Genomic DNA, 16,880 nt, shown 5'->3' on the forward strand with positions numbered 1-16,880 from the left:
AATACGCTGAAAGAGACAGTAGTTTGAAAGCACAGAAAAGCGATCCGGGGATGGTGGAAGCCCGGACAGGCGGCAATCAAATGAAAATCACTCTTGAGTAAAATCGCTGAACTTGATTTTGTAAGTGATTTCGGATTCACACCGTTAACGTGATCTAAGCTGGCAACTTCTTCATGTTGCAATTAGGGTGGTACCGCGAGTTATAACTTCTCGTCCCTTCATTGGGATGAGGAGTTTTTTTGTTTAGTTTAAGTTGATTGTCCCTGCAAGCATTGCGCTTGTCACATTAAAAGGAGGTTTTTTAATTGGAATATAAAAATACGTTATTGATGCCAAAAACTGAGTTCCCAATGCGCGGTGGTTTACCTACACGTGAACCGGCGATGCAAGAAAAATGGAATGAAATGAAACTTTATGAAAAAGTACTGGAGCGTACCAAAGACCGCCCGAGTTTCATTTTACATGACGGTCCTCCATATGCGAACGGCGATATTCACATGGGTCATGCTATGAACAAAGTGCTTAAAGACATGATTGTACGACACAAATCTATGACTGGTTATTATGCACCGTATGTTCCTGGTTGGGATACGCACGGTCTTCCGATTGAGCAAGCTTTAACGAATAAAGGTGTCAATCGCAAAGAAATGACTGTAGCAGAATTCCGGAACTTGTGTGAAACATATGCTTATGAACAAATTGACCGTCAACGTGAACAATTTAAACGTCTTGGTGTGCAAGGTGATTGGGAAAATCCATATGTGACATTGAAACCAGCGTATGAATCCCGTCAAATTGAAGTGTTCGGTGAAATGGCACGTAAAGGCTATATCTATAAAGGTTTAAAACCAGTTTATTGGTCTCCATCAAGTGAATCTGCTTTAGCAGAAGCTGAAATCGAATACCAGAACAAAAAATCTCCTTCTATCTACGTAAGTTTTGAAGTGACAGATGGTAAAGGCGTAGTTGCTGAAGGTACTAAAATTATTATTTGGACGACTACACCTTGGACAATTCCAGCTAATCTTGGAATTTCAGTCAATCCGGAATTCGACTATGTAATTGTGGAAGTTGCATCAACGCGCTACCTTGTAGCAAAAGCATTACTGGAGACTGTGGTAACTGCGCTTGAATGGGATTCTTATGAGATTGTTCAGACGTTAAAAGGTGAACAAATGGATCGCATGGTAGCCAAACACCCTTTATATGATCGTGATTCGCTTGTAATGCTCGGGGACCATGTAACGGACGAGGGCGGTACTGGATGTGTTCATACAGCTCCTGGACACGGGGAAGAAGACTTCCAAGTTGGTAAAGCGTATGGACTTGAAGTACTTTCACCGATCGATGACCGTGGCGTATTGACTGCTGAAGCACCTGGCTTCGAAGGGTTATTCTATGATAAAGCCAATAAAGTTATCACAGAAGCTTTGGATGCTGCTGGTGCATTAGAAAAACTTACATTCTTTACACACTCGGCACCTCATGACTGGCGCACTAAAAAGCCGGTTATTTTCCGTGCAACAGCTCAGTGGTTTGCTTCAGTTGAAGCATTCCGCGACCAATTATTAAAAGCAATTAAGGATACATCATTCACTCCAGCATGGGGTGAGACTCGTCTCTTCAACATGGTCCGTGACCGTGGAGACTGGTGTATCTCACGACAACGTGTATGGGGTGTTCCAATCCCTGTCTTCTATGCGGAAGATGGAGAACCAATTTTAACAGAAGAAACGATTGCCCATGTTTCAAAAATGTTCCGTGAACACGGTTCAACGGTGTGGTTCGAACGTGAAGCGAAAGACTTGCTTCCAGAAGGATTCACACACCCAAATAGTCCAAACGGCCGCTTCACAAAAGAAACGGATATTATGGATGTTTGGTTTGATTCAGGATCTTCTCACCAAGCTGTACTTGATGAGCGTGAAGATCTTTCGTATCCTGCTGACTTATATTTGGAGGGATCGGATCAATATCGTGGATGGTTTAATTCCTCGTTAACGACAAGTGTTGCCATCAGCGGCCACGCTCCGTACAAAGGATTATTGAGTCATGGTTTCACACTTGATGGAGAAGGGCGCAAGATGAGTAAGTCGATCGGAAACGTAATCGACCCTGCTAAAGTCATGAATCAACTAGGTGCTGACATTCTTCGTCTATGGGTAGCATCTGTCGATTACACTGCGGACGTTCGCGTAACGGACTCGAATTTCAAGCAAGTTGCTGAAGTTTACCGTAAAATCCGTAATACCTTCCGTTTCCTTCATGGGAATGTATCGGACTTCAATCCACAGACCGATCGCGTTGCTTATGAAGATTTACGTGAAGTAGATCAATACATGTTCATGAAACTGCAAGATTTGATCGAAACTGTTCGCAAAGCTTATGACAAGTATGACTTCCCAAGCGTTTACCATGCTGTAAACAATTTTGTATCGTCTGATTTGAGCTCATTCTACTTGGATATTGCAAAAGATGTTGTTTATATCGAAGGTGAAGACAATTCACATCGTCGTGCGATGCAAACTGTCATGTACGATACTTTGATCGCATTGTTGAAAGTGACAACACCAATTTTACCGCATACGACGGATGAGCTATGGGTCTTCATGACACAAGAAACAGAAGAAAGTGTACAACTGACTGACTTCCCTGAAGCGACAACTCATGATTCATTTGCAGGTTTACGTACGAAGTATCAACAATTGATGCTGGTACGTGACGATGTATTGAAAGCTTTGGAAGGAGCGCGTAATGCGAAAGTTATCGGTAAGTCACTTGAAGCAAAAGTTACGCTTTATGTGAAAAAAGAATTAGTGGAAGCATTTGATGCAAGCAAAGTGGACTTTGCACAATTCTTTATCGTGTCGGACTTTACACTTGCAGGTTCAAAAGAAGATGCACCAGCGGATGCTTTAAACCTTGAAGTTTCTTCTGTTGTCGTTACTAAAGCACAAGGTGAAAAATGTGAACGATGCTGGACGATTTCTTCCAAGGTGGGAGAAAACGAAAAACATCCAACATTATGTCCACGATGTGCAGATGTAGTAGAAAAATATTACGTATAAAATATAGGAGGAGCTGGCTTTCGAACATAGCCGGACAAAGTAATCCTCCATTTGARAGAGCTGCCCTTTTCGGGCAGCTCTTTCTGTCTGTTCATGTTATGTGTTAAACTAGCTAAGATACTTGCGTAACGGAGGAACATACGTGTACATTTTTTATTTAGTAGCAATTGCCGTTGTGGCGATTGATCAATGGACAAAATGGTTAGTTGTAAAAAATATGGAGCTAGGTGAACGAATTGTCTTAATGGACCCTACATTTGCTTTACTTTCCCATCGCAATCGTGGAGCGGCGTGGGGAATGTTGGAAGGGCAGATGTGGCTATTTACAATCGTCACCATCGTCGTGGTCATTGGTATTTTGTATTACTTTCATAAAGAAGCAAAAGGAAAGCCATACTTTCAATTAAGTTTGATGGTTTTACTGGGTGGTACTCTTGGGAATTTTATTGATCGTGTGTTCCGTGGTGAAGTAGTGGATTTTGCTGACGTTCTTATCCCGGTCATTAATTATGAATTCCCGATTTTTAACGTTGCTGATGCAGCATTAACCATCGGCGTGATTATGCTCATCGTCGTATTGTATTTTGAAGAAAAAGCAGAAAAAGCTGCAAAGAGAAAAGGTGAATAGATGGAAGATTTTACGTATAAGATTTCAGAACAACAAAAAGGTGAACGAATCGATAAAGCATTGGCAACACTTGAAGCGGATTGGTCTCGCAGTCAAATTCAAATTTGGCTGAAAGATGGAGCGGTTCTGGTCAACGGCGAATCAGCAAAATCGAATTACAAAGTAAAACCAAATGATGTTATTAATGTTACTGTACCGGATGCAGAAATTCTGGATATCGAAGCAGAAGACTTAAACCTTGAAATCGTTTATGAAGATGAAGATGTTTTAGTGGTGAATAAACCACGCGGCATGGTCGTACATCCTGCTCCTGGCCATACTTCAGGAACACTTGTAAATGGTTTGATGCATCAAGTGAAGGATTTGTCAGGTATTAATGGTGTTATGCGTCCAGGAATTGTACACCGTATCGATAAAGATACTTCAGGCTTATTAATGGTTGCAAAAAATGATAAAGCGCATGAATCATTAGTAGATCAATTGGTGAAAAAGACAGTTACTCGAAAATATACAGCTTTAGTCCATGGGCATATTCCACATGACAAAGGAACTGTTGATGCACCAATCGGACGTGATGCACGTGATCGTCAAAGCATGGCTGTCATTGATAAAGGTAAACATGCCGTAACGCATTTCCGTGTTTTGGAACGCTTTGGCAACTTCACTTTGGTTGAGTGCCGTCTGGAAACAGGCCGTACACATCAGATTCGTGTGCATATGAAATACATTGGTTTCCCGCTTGCAGGTGACCCTAAGTATGGACCGAAAAAAACGATTGATTTTGACGGTCAAGCGTTGCATGCCGGGGTTCTAGGTTTCATTCATCCTCGTACGGAAGAGTACTTGGAATTTGAAGCGCCGTTGCCTGTAGAGTTCCAGGCTTTGCTAGAAGAAATGAAATCAGATGTTGACAGCAAAGAAAAGTAAATCTATACTTATAAAAAGTGTAGAGCGCAATTCAAAGCTCATACTCGAAATTCCTAAACAATACAAAATTTAATAGAACACCTTTAAAAACAGTCCAGAGAGGCTGAGAAGGTAACAGTGAACGTATAAAAACACATGCTGTGTGTTACTATACGCCTAATTTTCTGCATTCACACCCTCTCATCCATTTTCGGACGAGAGGGTTTTTATTTTGCGAAAAATAATGACTAGCTACAAGCGGCAGCCCGAGAATGACGCTTTACGCTTTTCTAATTAAAGGAGAATCTGCAATGGTTGAAAAAGCGAATATTTTGGATGAACAAGCAATTAACCGTGCATTGACACGGATTGCTCATGAAATTATTGAACGCAACAAAGGAATAGAGAATTGCATTCTCGTCGGCATCAAAACTAGAGGCGCTTATTTGGCGAATCGGCTAGCTGCCAAAATTGAAAAAATTGAAGGAAAGTCAATCAAAGCAGGCGAGCTGGATATTACCTTATATAGAGACGACCTATCCATGAAAACTGAAAACAAAGAGCCACTCGTTCAACAAGTGGATATTCAACATGTTGTGACCAACCAGAAAGTGATTTTGGTTGATGACGTATTGTATACTGGCCGAACAGTAAGAGCCGCAATGGATGCGGTCATGGATTTGGGAAGACCATCACAAATTCAATTGGCAGTCTTAATCGATCGGGGTCATCGGGAATTGCCAGTACGCGCAGACTATGTCGGGAAAAATATCCCGACGGCAAGCTTGGAAAGAATCGTGGTCCGTTTGCAGGAAACAGATCATGAAGACAGTGTAACAATTTACGAATAGATGATTGGAGGAGAATGGGATGGCAAACACACAAACAATTTTGGACATACATGATAGGCCTTCAGCAGGTAAGTTGACAACACTAAGTATCCAACATATGTTCGCCATGTTTGGGGCGACAATACTGGTTCCACAATTGGTTGGTCTAAGTCCAGCGATTGCGTTATTGACTAGCGGTATTGCGACACTGATCTTTATGTTTGTAACGAAATTTCAAGTTCCAGCTTATCTAGGTTCTTCATTTGCCTTCATCTTACCGATTCAAATGGCTACAAAGGAAGGTGGAATCGGAAGTGCCATGGTTGGCAGTCTATTCGTCGCAATCGTCTACTTTATCGTGTCTTTGATAATTTGGAAAACAGGCTATAAATGGATTATGAAAATTTTACCGCCAATCGTGGTTGCGCCCGTGATCATAGTTATCGGCTTGGCATTATCTCCTGTTGCCATCGATATGGCGATGAACATCGATCCGGATTTGGACGGAATAAAAGAATACAGCATGTTGCACTTCTCTGCTGCTTTGGTGACATTGGCTGCAGCCGTTGTCGCGACATTGTTCTTCAGAGGAATCATCAGCTTAATGCCGGTTCTAATCGGAATCATCGTTGGATACGTGTACTCCTTGATTATCGGTATTGTCAACTTCGAACCAGTAACAAAAGCAAACTGGTTGTCAGCTCCTGAATTCCTGATTCCCGGAGTACACTATGAATTTATCATCACACCGACATTGCTTTGGTTGATGGTACCAATCGCGATTGTGACCATTTCAGAACATATCGGTCATCAATTGGTTTTAGGGAAAATCGTAAACCGCAATTACATAAAAGAGCCAGGACTTCATCGTTCATTGCTCGGTGACGGTCTTGGTACTTTCATCAGCGGTCTGTTGGGAGGACCTCCGAAAACAACCTACGGTGAAAACATCGGAGTGCTAGCGATTACCCGAGTATACAGCGTGTATGTCATTGGGGGAGCGGCTATTCTTGCTATCGTCTTTTCATTCTTCGGCAAAGTCATGGCACTCATTGCAACGATTCCAACTCCAGTGCTTGGCGGAATTTCGATTTTGCTCTTCGGGATTATTGCGTCCTCAGGTCTGCGTATGTTGGTTGATAACAAGATTGATTTTGGAGACAAGCGTAACTTGGTCATTTCATCCATCATCCTGGTAATCGGGATTGGAGGAGCGAAATTACACTTCACCGAAACGTTTGAAGTCGGTGGAATGGCATTGGCTGCCTTGGTGGGTGTTCTACTAAACTTAGTGCTACCAGGTAAACCGCAAGAAGCCATCGATTCATTGGAAGATAAATCAAATACAACATCCTTTTAATACCTAGTCCAGAGAGGCAGGAAAAGGGAAACCAACTGGTAGAGCTCCGTGACAACATGGATCTTTGCTTGAAGGTACCCCTACAGCCTCTCAACACTTGTTGAGAGGTTTTCTTTAAGAAATACGGGAGGCTATAAAAGTGAAGCATCTATTAAGCATGAAAGACCTAAACAATACAGACATACAAACGATATTAAGTCGTGCATCACAATTTCAACAGCAAGTTTCCGCTGATTGGACTAAACAATACACAGTAGCGAATTTATTTTTTGAACCGAGTACACGAACAAAAATGAGTTTTGAGATGGCAGAGCGGAAACTTGGACTGAACGTACTTCCATTCGAAGCAGGAACATCGAGCACGCTAAAAGGTGAAACTTTATACGACACAGTAAAAACATTAGAAGCAATCGGTGTGGATGCAGTGGTCATAAGGCATGAACAAGATGGTTTCTATGAAGGGCTACTAGATGGAGTCAACGTAGCGATCATCAATGGTGGAGATGGCTCGGGTCAGCACCCTACTCAATGTTTGCTTGATCTTTTTACCATACAACAAGAGTTTGGAAAGTTTGAAGGGCTACAAATAGCAATCGTTGGGGATATTGGACATAGTCGGGTAGCCAAATCGAATGCGGAAGCGCTGACAAGATTAGGTGCTCATGTCACGTTCCTTTGTCCCCCTGAATGGCAAGGCAACTTCGATGCAGCAAACACATGGGACAACATACTGCCGAGTGCGGATGTAGTGATGCTTTTACGAGTGCAACATGAGCGGCACGATACCCAGTCTGATTTTTCAAAGGAAAGATATCATCAAACATATGGTTTGACTCAATCACGTTATGAAAAATTGAAGCCGACGGCCATCATCATGCATCCTGCTCCAATTAACCGGGATGTGGAAATAGCAGACGAGCTAGTGGAAAGTGAAAAATCACGCATATTTAAACAAATGCATAACGGTGTGTTCATACGCATGGCCATACTGGAATCCGTTTTGAAGGGGAGATCATGATGAAAAAATTCATAGAAAACATTAAATTGCTCAATGACAATAACGAATTGATGGAGGGATCCATCCTGATCGACAATGGACGCATTATAGAAGTGAATCCAAAAGCAACACCAGAAGCGGATGAAATCATAGATGGCAAAGGACATTTCGTTTCTGCAGGATTCATCGATGTCCATGTCCACTTACGCGAGCCGGGTGGCGAGCAAAAAGAAACGATTCAAACGGGTACACATGCCGCGGCAAAAGGCGGTTACACTACCATTTGCGCAATGCCAAATACTAGACCAGTACCGGATACGGTAGAAAATCTAAGTCATGTCAACCGTCTGATTGAGGAGAATGCAGTGATTCGTGTACTGCCTTATGCCTCGATTACGATTCGAGAAGCCGGGAAAGAACGAACAGATCTGGCTGCCTTGAAAGAACATGGTGCATTTGCTTTTACGGATGATGGAGTAGGTGTACAACAGGCTGGCATGATGTTTGAAGCAATGAAGGACGCAGCGAAGCTGAATATGCCGATTGTTGCCCATTGCGAAGACAATACATTGATTTACTCAGGCGTCATGCACGAAGGGACGAAAAATAAAGAATTGGGTCTTAAAGGGATTCCATCCATCGCGGAATCTGTGCATATTGCGAGAGATATTTTACTAGCTGAAGCAGCAGGGGCACACTATCATGTTTGCCACGTAAGTACGAAAGAATCTGTCCGAGTAATCAGAGATGCCAAAAAGGCTGGGGTTCGAGTAACTGCTGAAGTCAGTCCACACCACCTACTATTATGTGAAGACGACATTCCAGGAAACGATGGGAACTGGAAAATGAATCCACCACTGCGAGCTAAAGAAGATTTGCAAGCTTTAATCGAAGGATTGGAAGATGGGACACTTGATTTTATCGCCACAGATCATGCCCCTCATACAGAACAGGAAAAAGGCAACGGCATGGAACAAGCACCATTTGGAATCGTCGGATTGGAAACAGCTTTCCCGCTGCTGTATACCCATTTTGTGAAAAGTGGAAAATGGACGTTAGCTCAATTGGTTGAATGGATGACGAGAAAACCGGCAGATGTTTTCGGACTGCCTTATGGTCGTCTGCATATGGGCGAATCAGCGGACTTAGTATTCATTGACTTGTCGAGAGAACAAAATATTGAAACTGCAACATTTGTGTCAAAAGGAAAAAATACACCGTTCCAAAATTGGACATGTACCGGTTGGCCGGTTATGACGATGTTTGAAGGTAATGTAATTTGGCAGGAGGAGAAATAATGATGAAAAGAAGCCTCATTTTAGAAACTGGAGATGTGTTTAATGGAACTGCATTCGGAAGTTTGAATGCCAGTGAAGGAGAAGTCGTTTTCACGACGGGTATGACAGGCTACCAGGAGACTCTATCGGACCCATCTTACTGCGGTCAAATTGTTACGATGACTTATCCATTGATCGGCAATTACGGAATAAATCGAGATGATTTTGAATCAATCGAACCGGCAATCAAAGGAATGGTTGTCCGTGAACTGGCAAACACACCATCCAACTTCAGAAGCGATGCGACACTCAATGACTTGTTCGTAGTGAAAAACATTCCCGGCATTGAAGGAGTGGATACACGTAAACTGACGCGAATTATTCGTGAATTTGGTTCGGTAAAAGGCCATATCAGTGAAGCGGGTGCTGATGTACAAGTGGAAGAAGTAGTCGCACGATTAAAGAATACGATATTCCCGACCGATCAAGTGAAACAAGTGTCAACGAAACGTCCTTATCCAAGTCCTGGACGAGGTAAGCGTGTAGTACTCGTCGATTTCGGAATGAAACATGGGATTTTGCGTGAACTGAACAAACGGGACTGTGATGTGGTCGTTGTACCGTATAACACAACTGCTGAAGAAATCATGGCAATTTATCCCGACGGCATTATGCTTTCAAATGGCCCTGGAGATCCAAAAGACGTTCCAGAAGCAATCACGATGATACAGAATTTAATCGGGAAGATTCCGATATTCGGAATTTGCCTCGGTCATCAACTCTTTGCCCTTGCAAGTGGCGGAGATACATTCAAATTGAAATTTGGACACCGTGGAGCAAACCATCCAGTAAAAGATTTGGAGTCTGGCAAAACGGAAATGACTTCCCAAAACCATGGCTATGCAGTGGATCCTGAATCATTGAAAGAAACGCGTTTGAAAGTTACGCACACTGCCTTGAATGACGGCACAGTGGAAGGCTTAAAACATTTGGATGCTGCCGCTTTTACAGTGCAATACCATCCTGAAGCATCACCTGGACCAGAAGATTCCAATCACTTATTTGATCGATTCATCGAATTAATGAACGCCAATGTGAAAGGGGAAAAAAAACATGCCTAAACGTAAAGATATAGAAACCATTCTCGTCATCGGATCCGGTCCGATTGTCATCGGTCAAGCAGCTGAATTTGACTATGCTGGAACACAAGCTTGTCTAGCTTTAAAAGAAGAAGGCTATCGTGTCATTCTCATCAACTCAAATCCAGCAACTATCATGACTGATACTGAAATTGCGGACAAAGTCTATATCGAACCGATTACATTGGATTTCGTAAGTCGAATTTTACGCAAAGAACGTCCAGATGCCCTTCTACCTACTTTAGGTGGACAAACTGGCTTGAACATGGCGATTGAATTGGACGAATCAGGAATTCTGCAAGAGTTGAACATTGAAATACTAGGCACGAAATTGGAAGCTATTCATAAAGCGGAAGATCGTGATTTATTCCGTACACTGATGAACGACTTGAACGAACCCGTTCCAGAAAGTGACATCATTCATAACATGCAGGAAGCCGAGGCATTCGTTAAACGAATCGGTTACCCTGTCATCGTCCGTCCTGCATTTACGCTTGGGGGAACTGGTGGAGGAATATGCCACAACGACGAAGAGCTTCTTGAAACAGTGACGAGTGGTCTGAAATACAGTCCTGTTACTCAGTGTCTACTTGAAAAATCAATCGCTGGCTTCAAAGAAGTAGAATACGAGGTTATGAGAGACTCCAATGACAATGCCATCGTAGTCTGTAACATGGAAAACGTTGACCCGGTAGGTATTCATACAGGAGATTCCATCGTCGTTGCGCCAAGTCAGACTTTATCAGACCGTGAGTATCAAATGTTGCGCAATGTCTCCCTTAAAATTATCCGCGCATTAAAAATCGAAGGTGGCTGTAATGTTCAGTTAGCACTGGATCCATACAGCTTCAACTACTACATCATTGAAGTGAATCCAAGGGTAAGCCGTTCGTCTGCACTGGCTTCAAAAGCGACAGGTTACCCAATCGCCAAACTGGCTGCTAAGATTGCTGTCGGTTTGACACTGGATGAAATGATGAATCCGGTTACCGGCAAAACTTATGCATGCTTTGAGCCTGCGCTTGATTATGTCGTTACTAAAATTCCGCGCTGGCCATTTGATAAATTCGAATCGGCTAAACGAAATTTAGGAACACAAATGAAAGCAACAGGAGAAGTAATGGCGATGGGAAGAACGTTCGAGGAATCTATTCTGAAAGCCGTGCGTTCACTTGAGACAGGTCAATTCCATTTAGATCTGAAAAACGCGGATGCCATGTCAGATGAATGGATTGAAAAACGTATCCGACGTGCAGGTGATGAACGACTGTTCTTCATCGGGGAAGCTTTAAGACGAGGAGTCACGATTGACACCATACATGAGTGGAGTCAAATCGATTTATTCTTCCTCAATAAATTTCAAAATATCGTGAAGTACGAAGAAGTGGTTTCTAGCCATCCGTTTGATTTCGAAGTGGCGAAAAAGGCGAAGCGCATGGGGTTTGCAGATGCAACGCTAGCAGCATTATGGAATAGCGATGAATTGACTATCTACAACTGGAGAAAAGAACTGAACTTGATTCCAGTCTTTAAAATGGTGGATACATGTGCGGCAGAATTTGAATCGGAAACACCTTATTTCTACGGAACATACGAAGATGAAAATGAATCAATCAAGACAGATAAAGAAAGTGTCATCGTGCTTGGTTCAGGACCAATCCGAATCGGTCAAGGTGTCGAGTTTGACTATGCAACCGTACATTCTGTATGGGCAATCAAAGAAGCAGGTTATGAAGCCATCATTATCAATAGCAACCCAGAAACAGTATCAACGGATTTCTCCATCTCGGACAAGCTTTATTTTGAACCTTTAACAATTGAAGATGTCATGCACATAGTGGATCTGGAACAACCAAAAGGCGTTGTCGTTCAGTTCGGAGGACAAACAGCCATCAACTTAGCGGATAAACTGCAGGAACGTGGTGTTCAAATCCTGGGAACTTCTTTGGAAGATCTGGACCGTGCAGAAAATCGCGATAAATTTGAACGTGCACTGCATGAAATCGGTATTCCACAACCAATGGGCAAGACAGCTGTTTCATCAGAACAAGCAGTGGCAATCGGCAATGAAATCGGCTATCCGGTACTAGTTCGTCCTTCATACGTCTTAGGCGGACGTGCTATGCAAATTGTTTACAATCAAGAAGAACTTGCTCATTACATGGAGCATGCAGTTCAGGCAAGTCCGGAACATCCAGTATTGGTCGACCGTTATTTAACTGGTACCGAAATTGAAGTCGATGCCATCTCAGACGGAGAAAATGTATGCATTCCAGGAATTATGGAACATATCGAACGAGCGGGTGTTCACTCGGGTGACTCGATTGCAGTCTATCCACCACAGAATTTAACGTGCGAACAAGTGAATACGCTCGTGGATTACACGACTCGACTTGCAAAAGGCCTGAACATCATTGGTTTACTGAATATCCAATATGTTATCTCTAAAGGCGAAGTTTATGTGATTGAAGTGAATCCACGTTCAAGCCGAACGGTTCCTTTCCTAAGTAAGATTACGAATATTCCAATGGCGAAGATTGCGACAAAAGCAATTTTGGGACAATCGCTCCCTTCTCAAGGAATTGCAAATGGACTTGCGCCTTCACCTAGAGGTGTTTTCGTGAAAGTACCAGTATTCAGCTTTGCGAAACTGCGCCGAGTGGATATTACATTGGGACCTGAAATGAAATCGACCGGGGAAGTCATGGGGAAAGATATCACGCTTGAAAAAGCGCTTTATAAAGGCTTAGTGGCTGCAGGAATGGAAATCAAAGATCACGGTTCAGTATTGATGACGATCGCCGACAAGGATAAAGAAGAAGCAGTATCGATTGCGAATCGCTTCACGTCGATCGGTTACAGAATTCTTGCTACTGAAGGAACGGCAAATGCCTTAAAAGAAGCGGGAATACCTGTTACAACAGTTAATAAAATTGGTAGTGAAGGTCCGACTTTACTGGATTACATCCAAAAAGGAGACGCCCAGTTCGTCATTAACACGTTAACAAAAGGTAAATTGCCGGAGAGTGATGGGTTCCGAATTCGACGTGAGTCTGTAGAAAATGGAATTCCTTGCTTAACATCGCTGGACACAGCAGAAGCGATGTTACGAGTCATTGAATCGATGACATTCCAAGCCGAGGAGATGCCGACACAGGGGGTTTTTGGATGATTAAACAAGAGCGCATGCGCATCGTCAAACATAAAGAAATCGCTCAAAATATTTTCGAAATGACGGTGAGTGGCCAACTTGTACAGGACATGACAAGTCCGGGTCAATTTGTTCACATCCGTGTTTCGGATAGCTATGAGCCTTTGCTCCGCAGACCAATCAGCATTGCGTCAATTGACCGAGATGTGTTGGAGTTCACAATGATTTATCGTGCTGAAGGCCGAGGAACTTCATTGCTCGCGCTTAAAATGGTTGGAGAAGAAATAGATATTTTGGGTCCTCTTGGCAACGGCTTTCCCGTTGAGGAAGCAACACCCGGTGAAACAGTTGTGTTGATTGGAGGGGGAATCGGTGTTCCTCCTTTATATGAACTATCTAAAAGACTTGTTGATAAAGGTGTCAAACCGATTCATGTACTTGGCTTCCAGTCAAAAGAAGCTGTCTTTTACGAAGATTTCTTCCGAGAACTTGGTGAAACGCATATTGTCACAGTAGATGGATCACACGGTCAACAAGGATTTGTCACGACGGTGCTATCTGAATTACAACCCGAATTTTCATCATACTTCACGTGTGGTCCAACTGGAATGCTTGCGGCTATTCAGAATATGTATCCGGATCGAAAAGGATTTCTATCGTTTGAAGAACGCATGGGTTGCGGACTTGGAGCTTGTTTCGCTTGTGTCTGCAAAACCACTGATCAAACAGAAGTGGACTATGTAAAAGTGTGCTCGGATGGTCCAGTATTTCCTGCAGGGGTGGTGTCCGTATGAATCGATTAGCGATAGAATTACCAGGATTATCATTGAAAAATCCAATTATGCCGGCTTCCGGGTGTTTCGGATTTGGCAAAGAATATGCTCGGTTGTATGACTTATCAAAACTTGGCGCGATTATGATCAAAGCAACGACACTTGAGACGCGTTTAGGAAATCCTACACCACGTGTTGCAGAAACTTCATCCGGAATGCTGAATGCAATTGGACTTCAAAATCCAGGTCTGGAAAAAGTGATTGCTGAAGAGCTGAAGTGGCTGGAGCAATATGATGTGCCGATCATTGCAAATGTTGCCGGTACGTTGACGGAAGACTATGTGGAAGTTGCGAAACATATATCAAAAGCAAAAAATGTCCATGCTTTGGAATTGAATATTTCTTGTCCGAACGTAAAATGCGGAGGCATTACTTTTGGAACCGATCCGTCGGTTGCTGCAGAACTGACTGCCGCCGTAAAAGAAGTTTCGGAAGTTCCGGTTTATGTGAAATTATCCCCGAACGTAACCGATATAGGTGAAATTGCTCGAGCAGTTGAGGCTGGTGGAGCTGATGGCATAACGATGATTAATACGCTCATTGGAATGCGACTGGATACAAGAACAGGGAGACCTGTCATTGCCAACGGGACTGGAGGGTTATCGGGTCCTGCAGTCAAACCTGTAGCTTTGCGTATGGTTTATGAAGTTGCCAAACAAGTGTCTATTCCAATCATTGGAATGGGGGGCGTTGCGACGGTTGACGATGTCATTGATTTCATGTCGGCAGGCGCAAGTGCCGTAGCTGTAGGAACAGCAAACTTCGTTGATCCATTTGTTTGTCCGACGATCATTGATCAATTACCTGAGAAACTCGATTGGTTAGGTCTGAATCATATCTCAGAATTAGTGGGGAGGAGTCACCGATGAACAATCAAAACCCTATAATAGCGCTTGATTTTTCAACAAAAAATGAGGTCATCCACTTTTTGAAGCCGTTTGATGAAAAACTGTTTGTCAAAGTTGGCATGGAACTTTATTTACAAGAAGGACCATCGATCGTAACGGACTTAAAAGGAATGGGACACGACGTTTTCCTGGATTTGAAACTGCACGATATTCCGAATACAGTCAAATCCGCCATGCGCGGACTTGCTAAGCTTGGTGCAGATATGGTGAACGTCCATGCAGCAGGTGGGTTGCAAATGATGGAGAGTGCATTAGAAGGACTAGAAGCGGGAACTGCAACAGGAAAACAACGACCATTACTTATCGGGGTTACACAATTGACCTCAACAAGCGAACAGCAAATGATAAATGAACAGAAAATCAATTTAACTTTACAGGAATCTGTTCGTCATTATGCAAGCCTTTCAAAACAGGCAGGTCTCGATGGAGTCGTTTGTTCGGTATTGGAAGCGGCAGACATTAAACGAGTTTGCGGGGAAGACTTCTTGCGTGTAACACCGGGAATACGATTGACGGATGGTTCAGAACATGACCAAATCCGTATCGCGACACCTGATGTGGCATGTAAAGAAGGTTCTTCCTTGATTGTAGTAGGCAGAGCCATCACTCAATCGGTAAATCCAGTAGAGACATATCATTTGGTGAAACAACAATGGGAGGTTTTACAATGAAAAGTCAGCAACATGAAATAGCAGGAGCATTATTGTCGATAGGTGCTGTGGAATTAAGACCTCAAGATACATTTACATGGACTTCCGGAATATCTTCACCGATTTATTGTGACAACCGTTTGACCATGTCGAGTCCAACTGTACGTATACAAATTGCAGAAGCTTTAGCGGCAAATATCCGTGAGTTTTTCCCGCAAACAGAAGTAGTTGCTGGGACGGCGACAGCGGGCATTCCACACGCTGCGTGGGTAAGTGATGTCCTTAATTTGCCTATGGTCTATGTCCGTTCAAAAGCAAAAGAGCATGGACGTGGCAATCAAATTGAAGGAAAAATTGTACCTGGCCAAAAAGTGATTGTCGTTGAAGATTTGATCTCGACAGGTGGTAGCAGCATCGAGGCCGTTCGTGCGCTGGAACAGCAAGGTTGCGAAGTTCTGGGTGTGGTGTGTATTTTTACTTATCATTTAAAACGAGCGGACGAATTATTTGAAGAAGCAGGAATTCCATATGTCAGCTTAACAAACTTTGATGCATTAATCGAAGAGGCAACTCTTGCGAAGCAAATCGCTGACGATGACAAACCTAAGCTGATGGAATGGCACGAAAAACTGAAATACGGGAAGCTATAAAGACGGACTGAATTTCAGTTACATATAAATGAATCCCTCAAAAAATAGGATGCCAGTGCACTTGTTGCACACAGGCATCCTATTTTTAATCTTACATATCTTTTCTGACTTCTGAAATAATTGAATTCCCATCAGTAATGATTATATACATCATTAATAACGCTAATATGACGAATAAGATCCCTAAAGTAAAATAAACAATTTTTATTAAAACATTGGCCACTTTCAGAGGGAAAATCATTTTGAGAAGAATGACAAAAAACCCGAAAATGAAAATTGTATTGAGCAAACGAAGTTTACTATTCTTCTCTAAAGTTTGTTCTACTTCCTCAACAAATTTCCCATTTATCATATGAATCCCTCCTATTGCAAAGTTAATAGCAAGCAGGGGGGCCATTATATAAAAAAATATTGTTAGAAACATGAGTACTTCCCGCTTTCACTGGTTCCAATTTCCCGTTCTTATCATACACTATAGAATGG

The 16,880-nt window shown here is 42.7% G+C and carries 14 protein-coding genes and 1 other annotated feature (1 of these 15 cut by a window edge); of the genes, 13 read left to right on the forward strand and 1 reads right to left on the reverse strand.

Going from position 1 to position 16,880, the window contains the following annotated elements:
• Positions 1 to 221: a binding site (T-box leader), on the forward strand; it begins 3 nt to the left of the window's first position.
• A gap of 84 nt (positions 222 to 305) precedes the next feature.
• From ileS to pyrE, 13 genes are all read left to right on the forward strand, one after another.
• Positions 306 to 3,068, forward strand: a complete 2,763-nt coding sequence (gene ileS, locus AC1DSL_RS04585; protein WP_477531327.1) for an isoleucine--tRNA ligase — start codon at positions 306 to 308, stop codon at positions 3,066 to 3,068.
• A 142-nt stretch (positions 3,069 to 3,210) separates the two neighbouring features.
• Entirely contained in the window at positions 3,211 to 3,696 is a 486-nt protein-coding gene (gene lspA / locus AC1DSL_RS04590; RefSeq protein WP_477531328.1) for a signal peptidase II, read from the forward strand.
• Positions 3,697 to 4,623, forward strand: a complete 927-nt coding sequence (locus AC1DSL_RS04595; protein ID WP_477531329.1) for an RluA family pseudouridine synthase — start codon at positions 3,697 to 3,699, stop codon at positions 4,621 to 4,623.
• A 290-nt stretch (positions 4,624 to 4,913) separates the two neighbouring features.
• The gene (gene pyrR, locus AC1DSL_RS04600) at positions 4,914 to 5,453 is read left to right on the forward strand and encodes a bifunctional pyr operon transcriptional regulator/uracil phosphoribosyltransferase PyrR (protein WP_016427752.1); all 540 of its coding nucleotides are present in this window, start codon (positions 4,914 to 4,916) and stop codon (positions 5,451 to 5,453) included.
• A gap of 19 nt (positions 5,454 to 5,472) precedes the next feature.
• A complete protein-coding gene (locus AC1DSL_RS04605; RefSeq protein ID WP_477531330.1) occupies positions 5,473 to 6,792 on the forward strand; it encodes a solute carrier family 23 protein in 1,320 nt (439 codons plus the stop codon).
• 139 nt (positions 6,793 to 6,931) lie between these two features.
• Positions 6,932 to 7,810 (forward strand): aspartate carbamoyltransferase catalytic subunit, encoded by an 879-nt coding sequence (locus AC1DSL_RS04610; RefSeq protein WP_477531331.1) that lies wholly within the window; start codon positions 6,932 to 6,934, stop codon positions 7,808 to 7,810.
• Positions 7,810 to 9,087, forward strand: coding sequence for a dihydroorotase (locus AC1DSL_RS04615; RefSeq protein WP_477531339.1), 1,278 nt, complete (start codon positions 7,810 to 7,812; stop codon positions 9,085 to 9,087). Before AC1DSL_RS04610 ends, AC1DSL_RS04615 begins: the two co-directional genes overlap by 1 nt.
• Positions 9,087 to 10,187: a carbamoyl phosphate synthase small subunit gene (locus AC1DSL_RS04620; RefSeq protein ID WP_477531332.1), complete on the forward strand. Its 1,101-nt coding sequence runs from the start codon at positions 9,087 to 9,089 to the stop codon at positions 10,185 to 10,187. The genes AC1DSL_RS04615 and AC1DSL_RS04620 overlap by 1 nt, the downstream gene beginning before the upstream one ends.
• Positions 10,180 to 13,377 carry a carbamoyl-phosphate synthase large subunit gene (gene carB, locus AC1DSL_RS04625; protein WP_342541830.1) on the forward strand — a complete coding sequence of 1,066 codons (3,198 nt, stop codon included), beginning with the start codon at positions 10,180 to 10,182 and terminating at the stop codon, positions 13,375 to 13,377. Before AC1DSL_RS04620 ends, carB begins: the two co-directional genes overlap by 8 nt.
• Positions 13,374 to 14,150 (forward strand): dihydroorotate dehydrogenase electron transfer subunit, encoded by a 777-nt coding sequence (locus tag AC1DSL_RS04630; protein WP_477531333.1) that lies wholly within the window; start codon positions 13,374 to 13,376, stop codon positions 14,148 to 14,150. Before carB ends, AC1DSL_RS04630 begins: the two co-directional genes overlap by 4 nt.
• Positions 14,147 to 15,058, forward strand: coding sequence for a dihydroorotate dehydrogenase (locus AC1DSL_RS04635; RefSeq protein ID WP_477531334.1), 912 nt, complete (start codon positions 14,147 to 14,149; stop codon positions 15,056 to 15,058). The genes AC1DSL_RS04630 and AC1DSL_RS04635 overlap by 4 nt, the downstream gene beginning before the upstream one ends.
• Positions 15,055 to 15,768, forward strand: a complete 714-nt coding sequence (gene pyrF / locus AC1DSL_RS04640; protein ID WP_477531335.1) for an orotidine-5'-phosphate decarboxylase — start codon at positions 15,055 to 15,057, stop codon at positions 15,766 to 15,768. The genes AC1DSL_RS04635 and pyrF overlap by 4 nt, the downstream gene beginning before the upstream one ends.
• Entirely contained in the window at positions 15,765 to 16,397 is a 633-nt protein-coding gene (gene pyrE / locus AC1DSL_RS04645) for an orotate phosphoribosyltransferase (protein WP_477531336.1), read from the forward strand. The genes pyrF and pyrE overlap by 4 nt, the downstream gene beginning before the upstream one ends.
• Positions 16,398 to 16,488: 91 nt before the next feature.
• On the opposite strand, the gene AC1DSL_RS04650 is transcribed toward pyrE, so the two are convergent.
• Positions 16,489 to 16,749 carry a hypothetical protein gene (locus AC1DSL_RS04650; protein ID WP_477531337.1) on the reverse strand — a complete coding sequence of 87 codons (261 nt, stop codon included), beginning with the start codon at positions 16,747 to 16,749 and terminating at the stop codon, positions 16,489 to 16,491.
• Positions 16,750 to 16,880: the final 131 nt, after the last annotated feature.

The sequence above is a fragment of the Paenisporosarcina sp. P4_D4 genome, assembly GCF_056401835.1.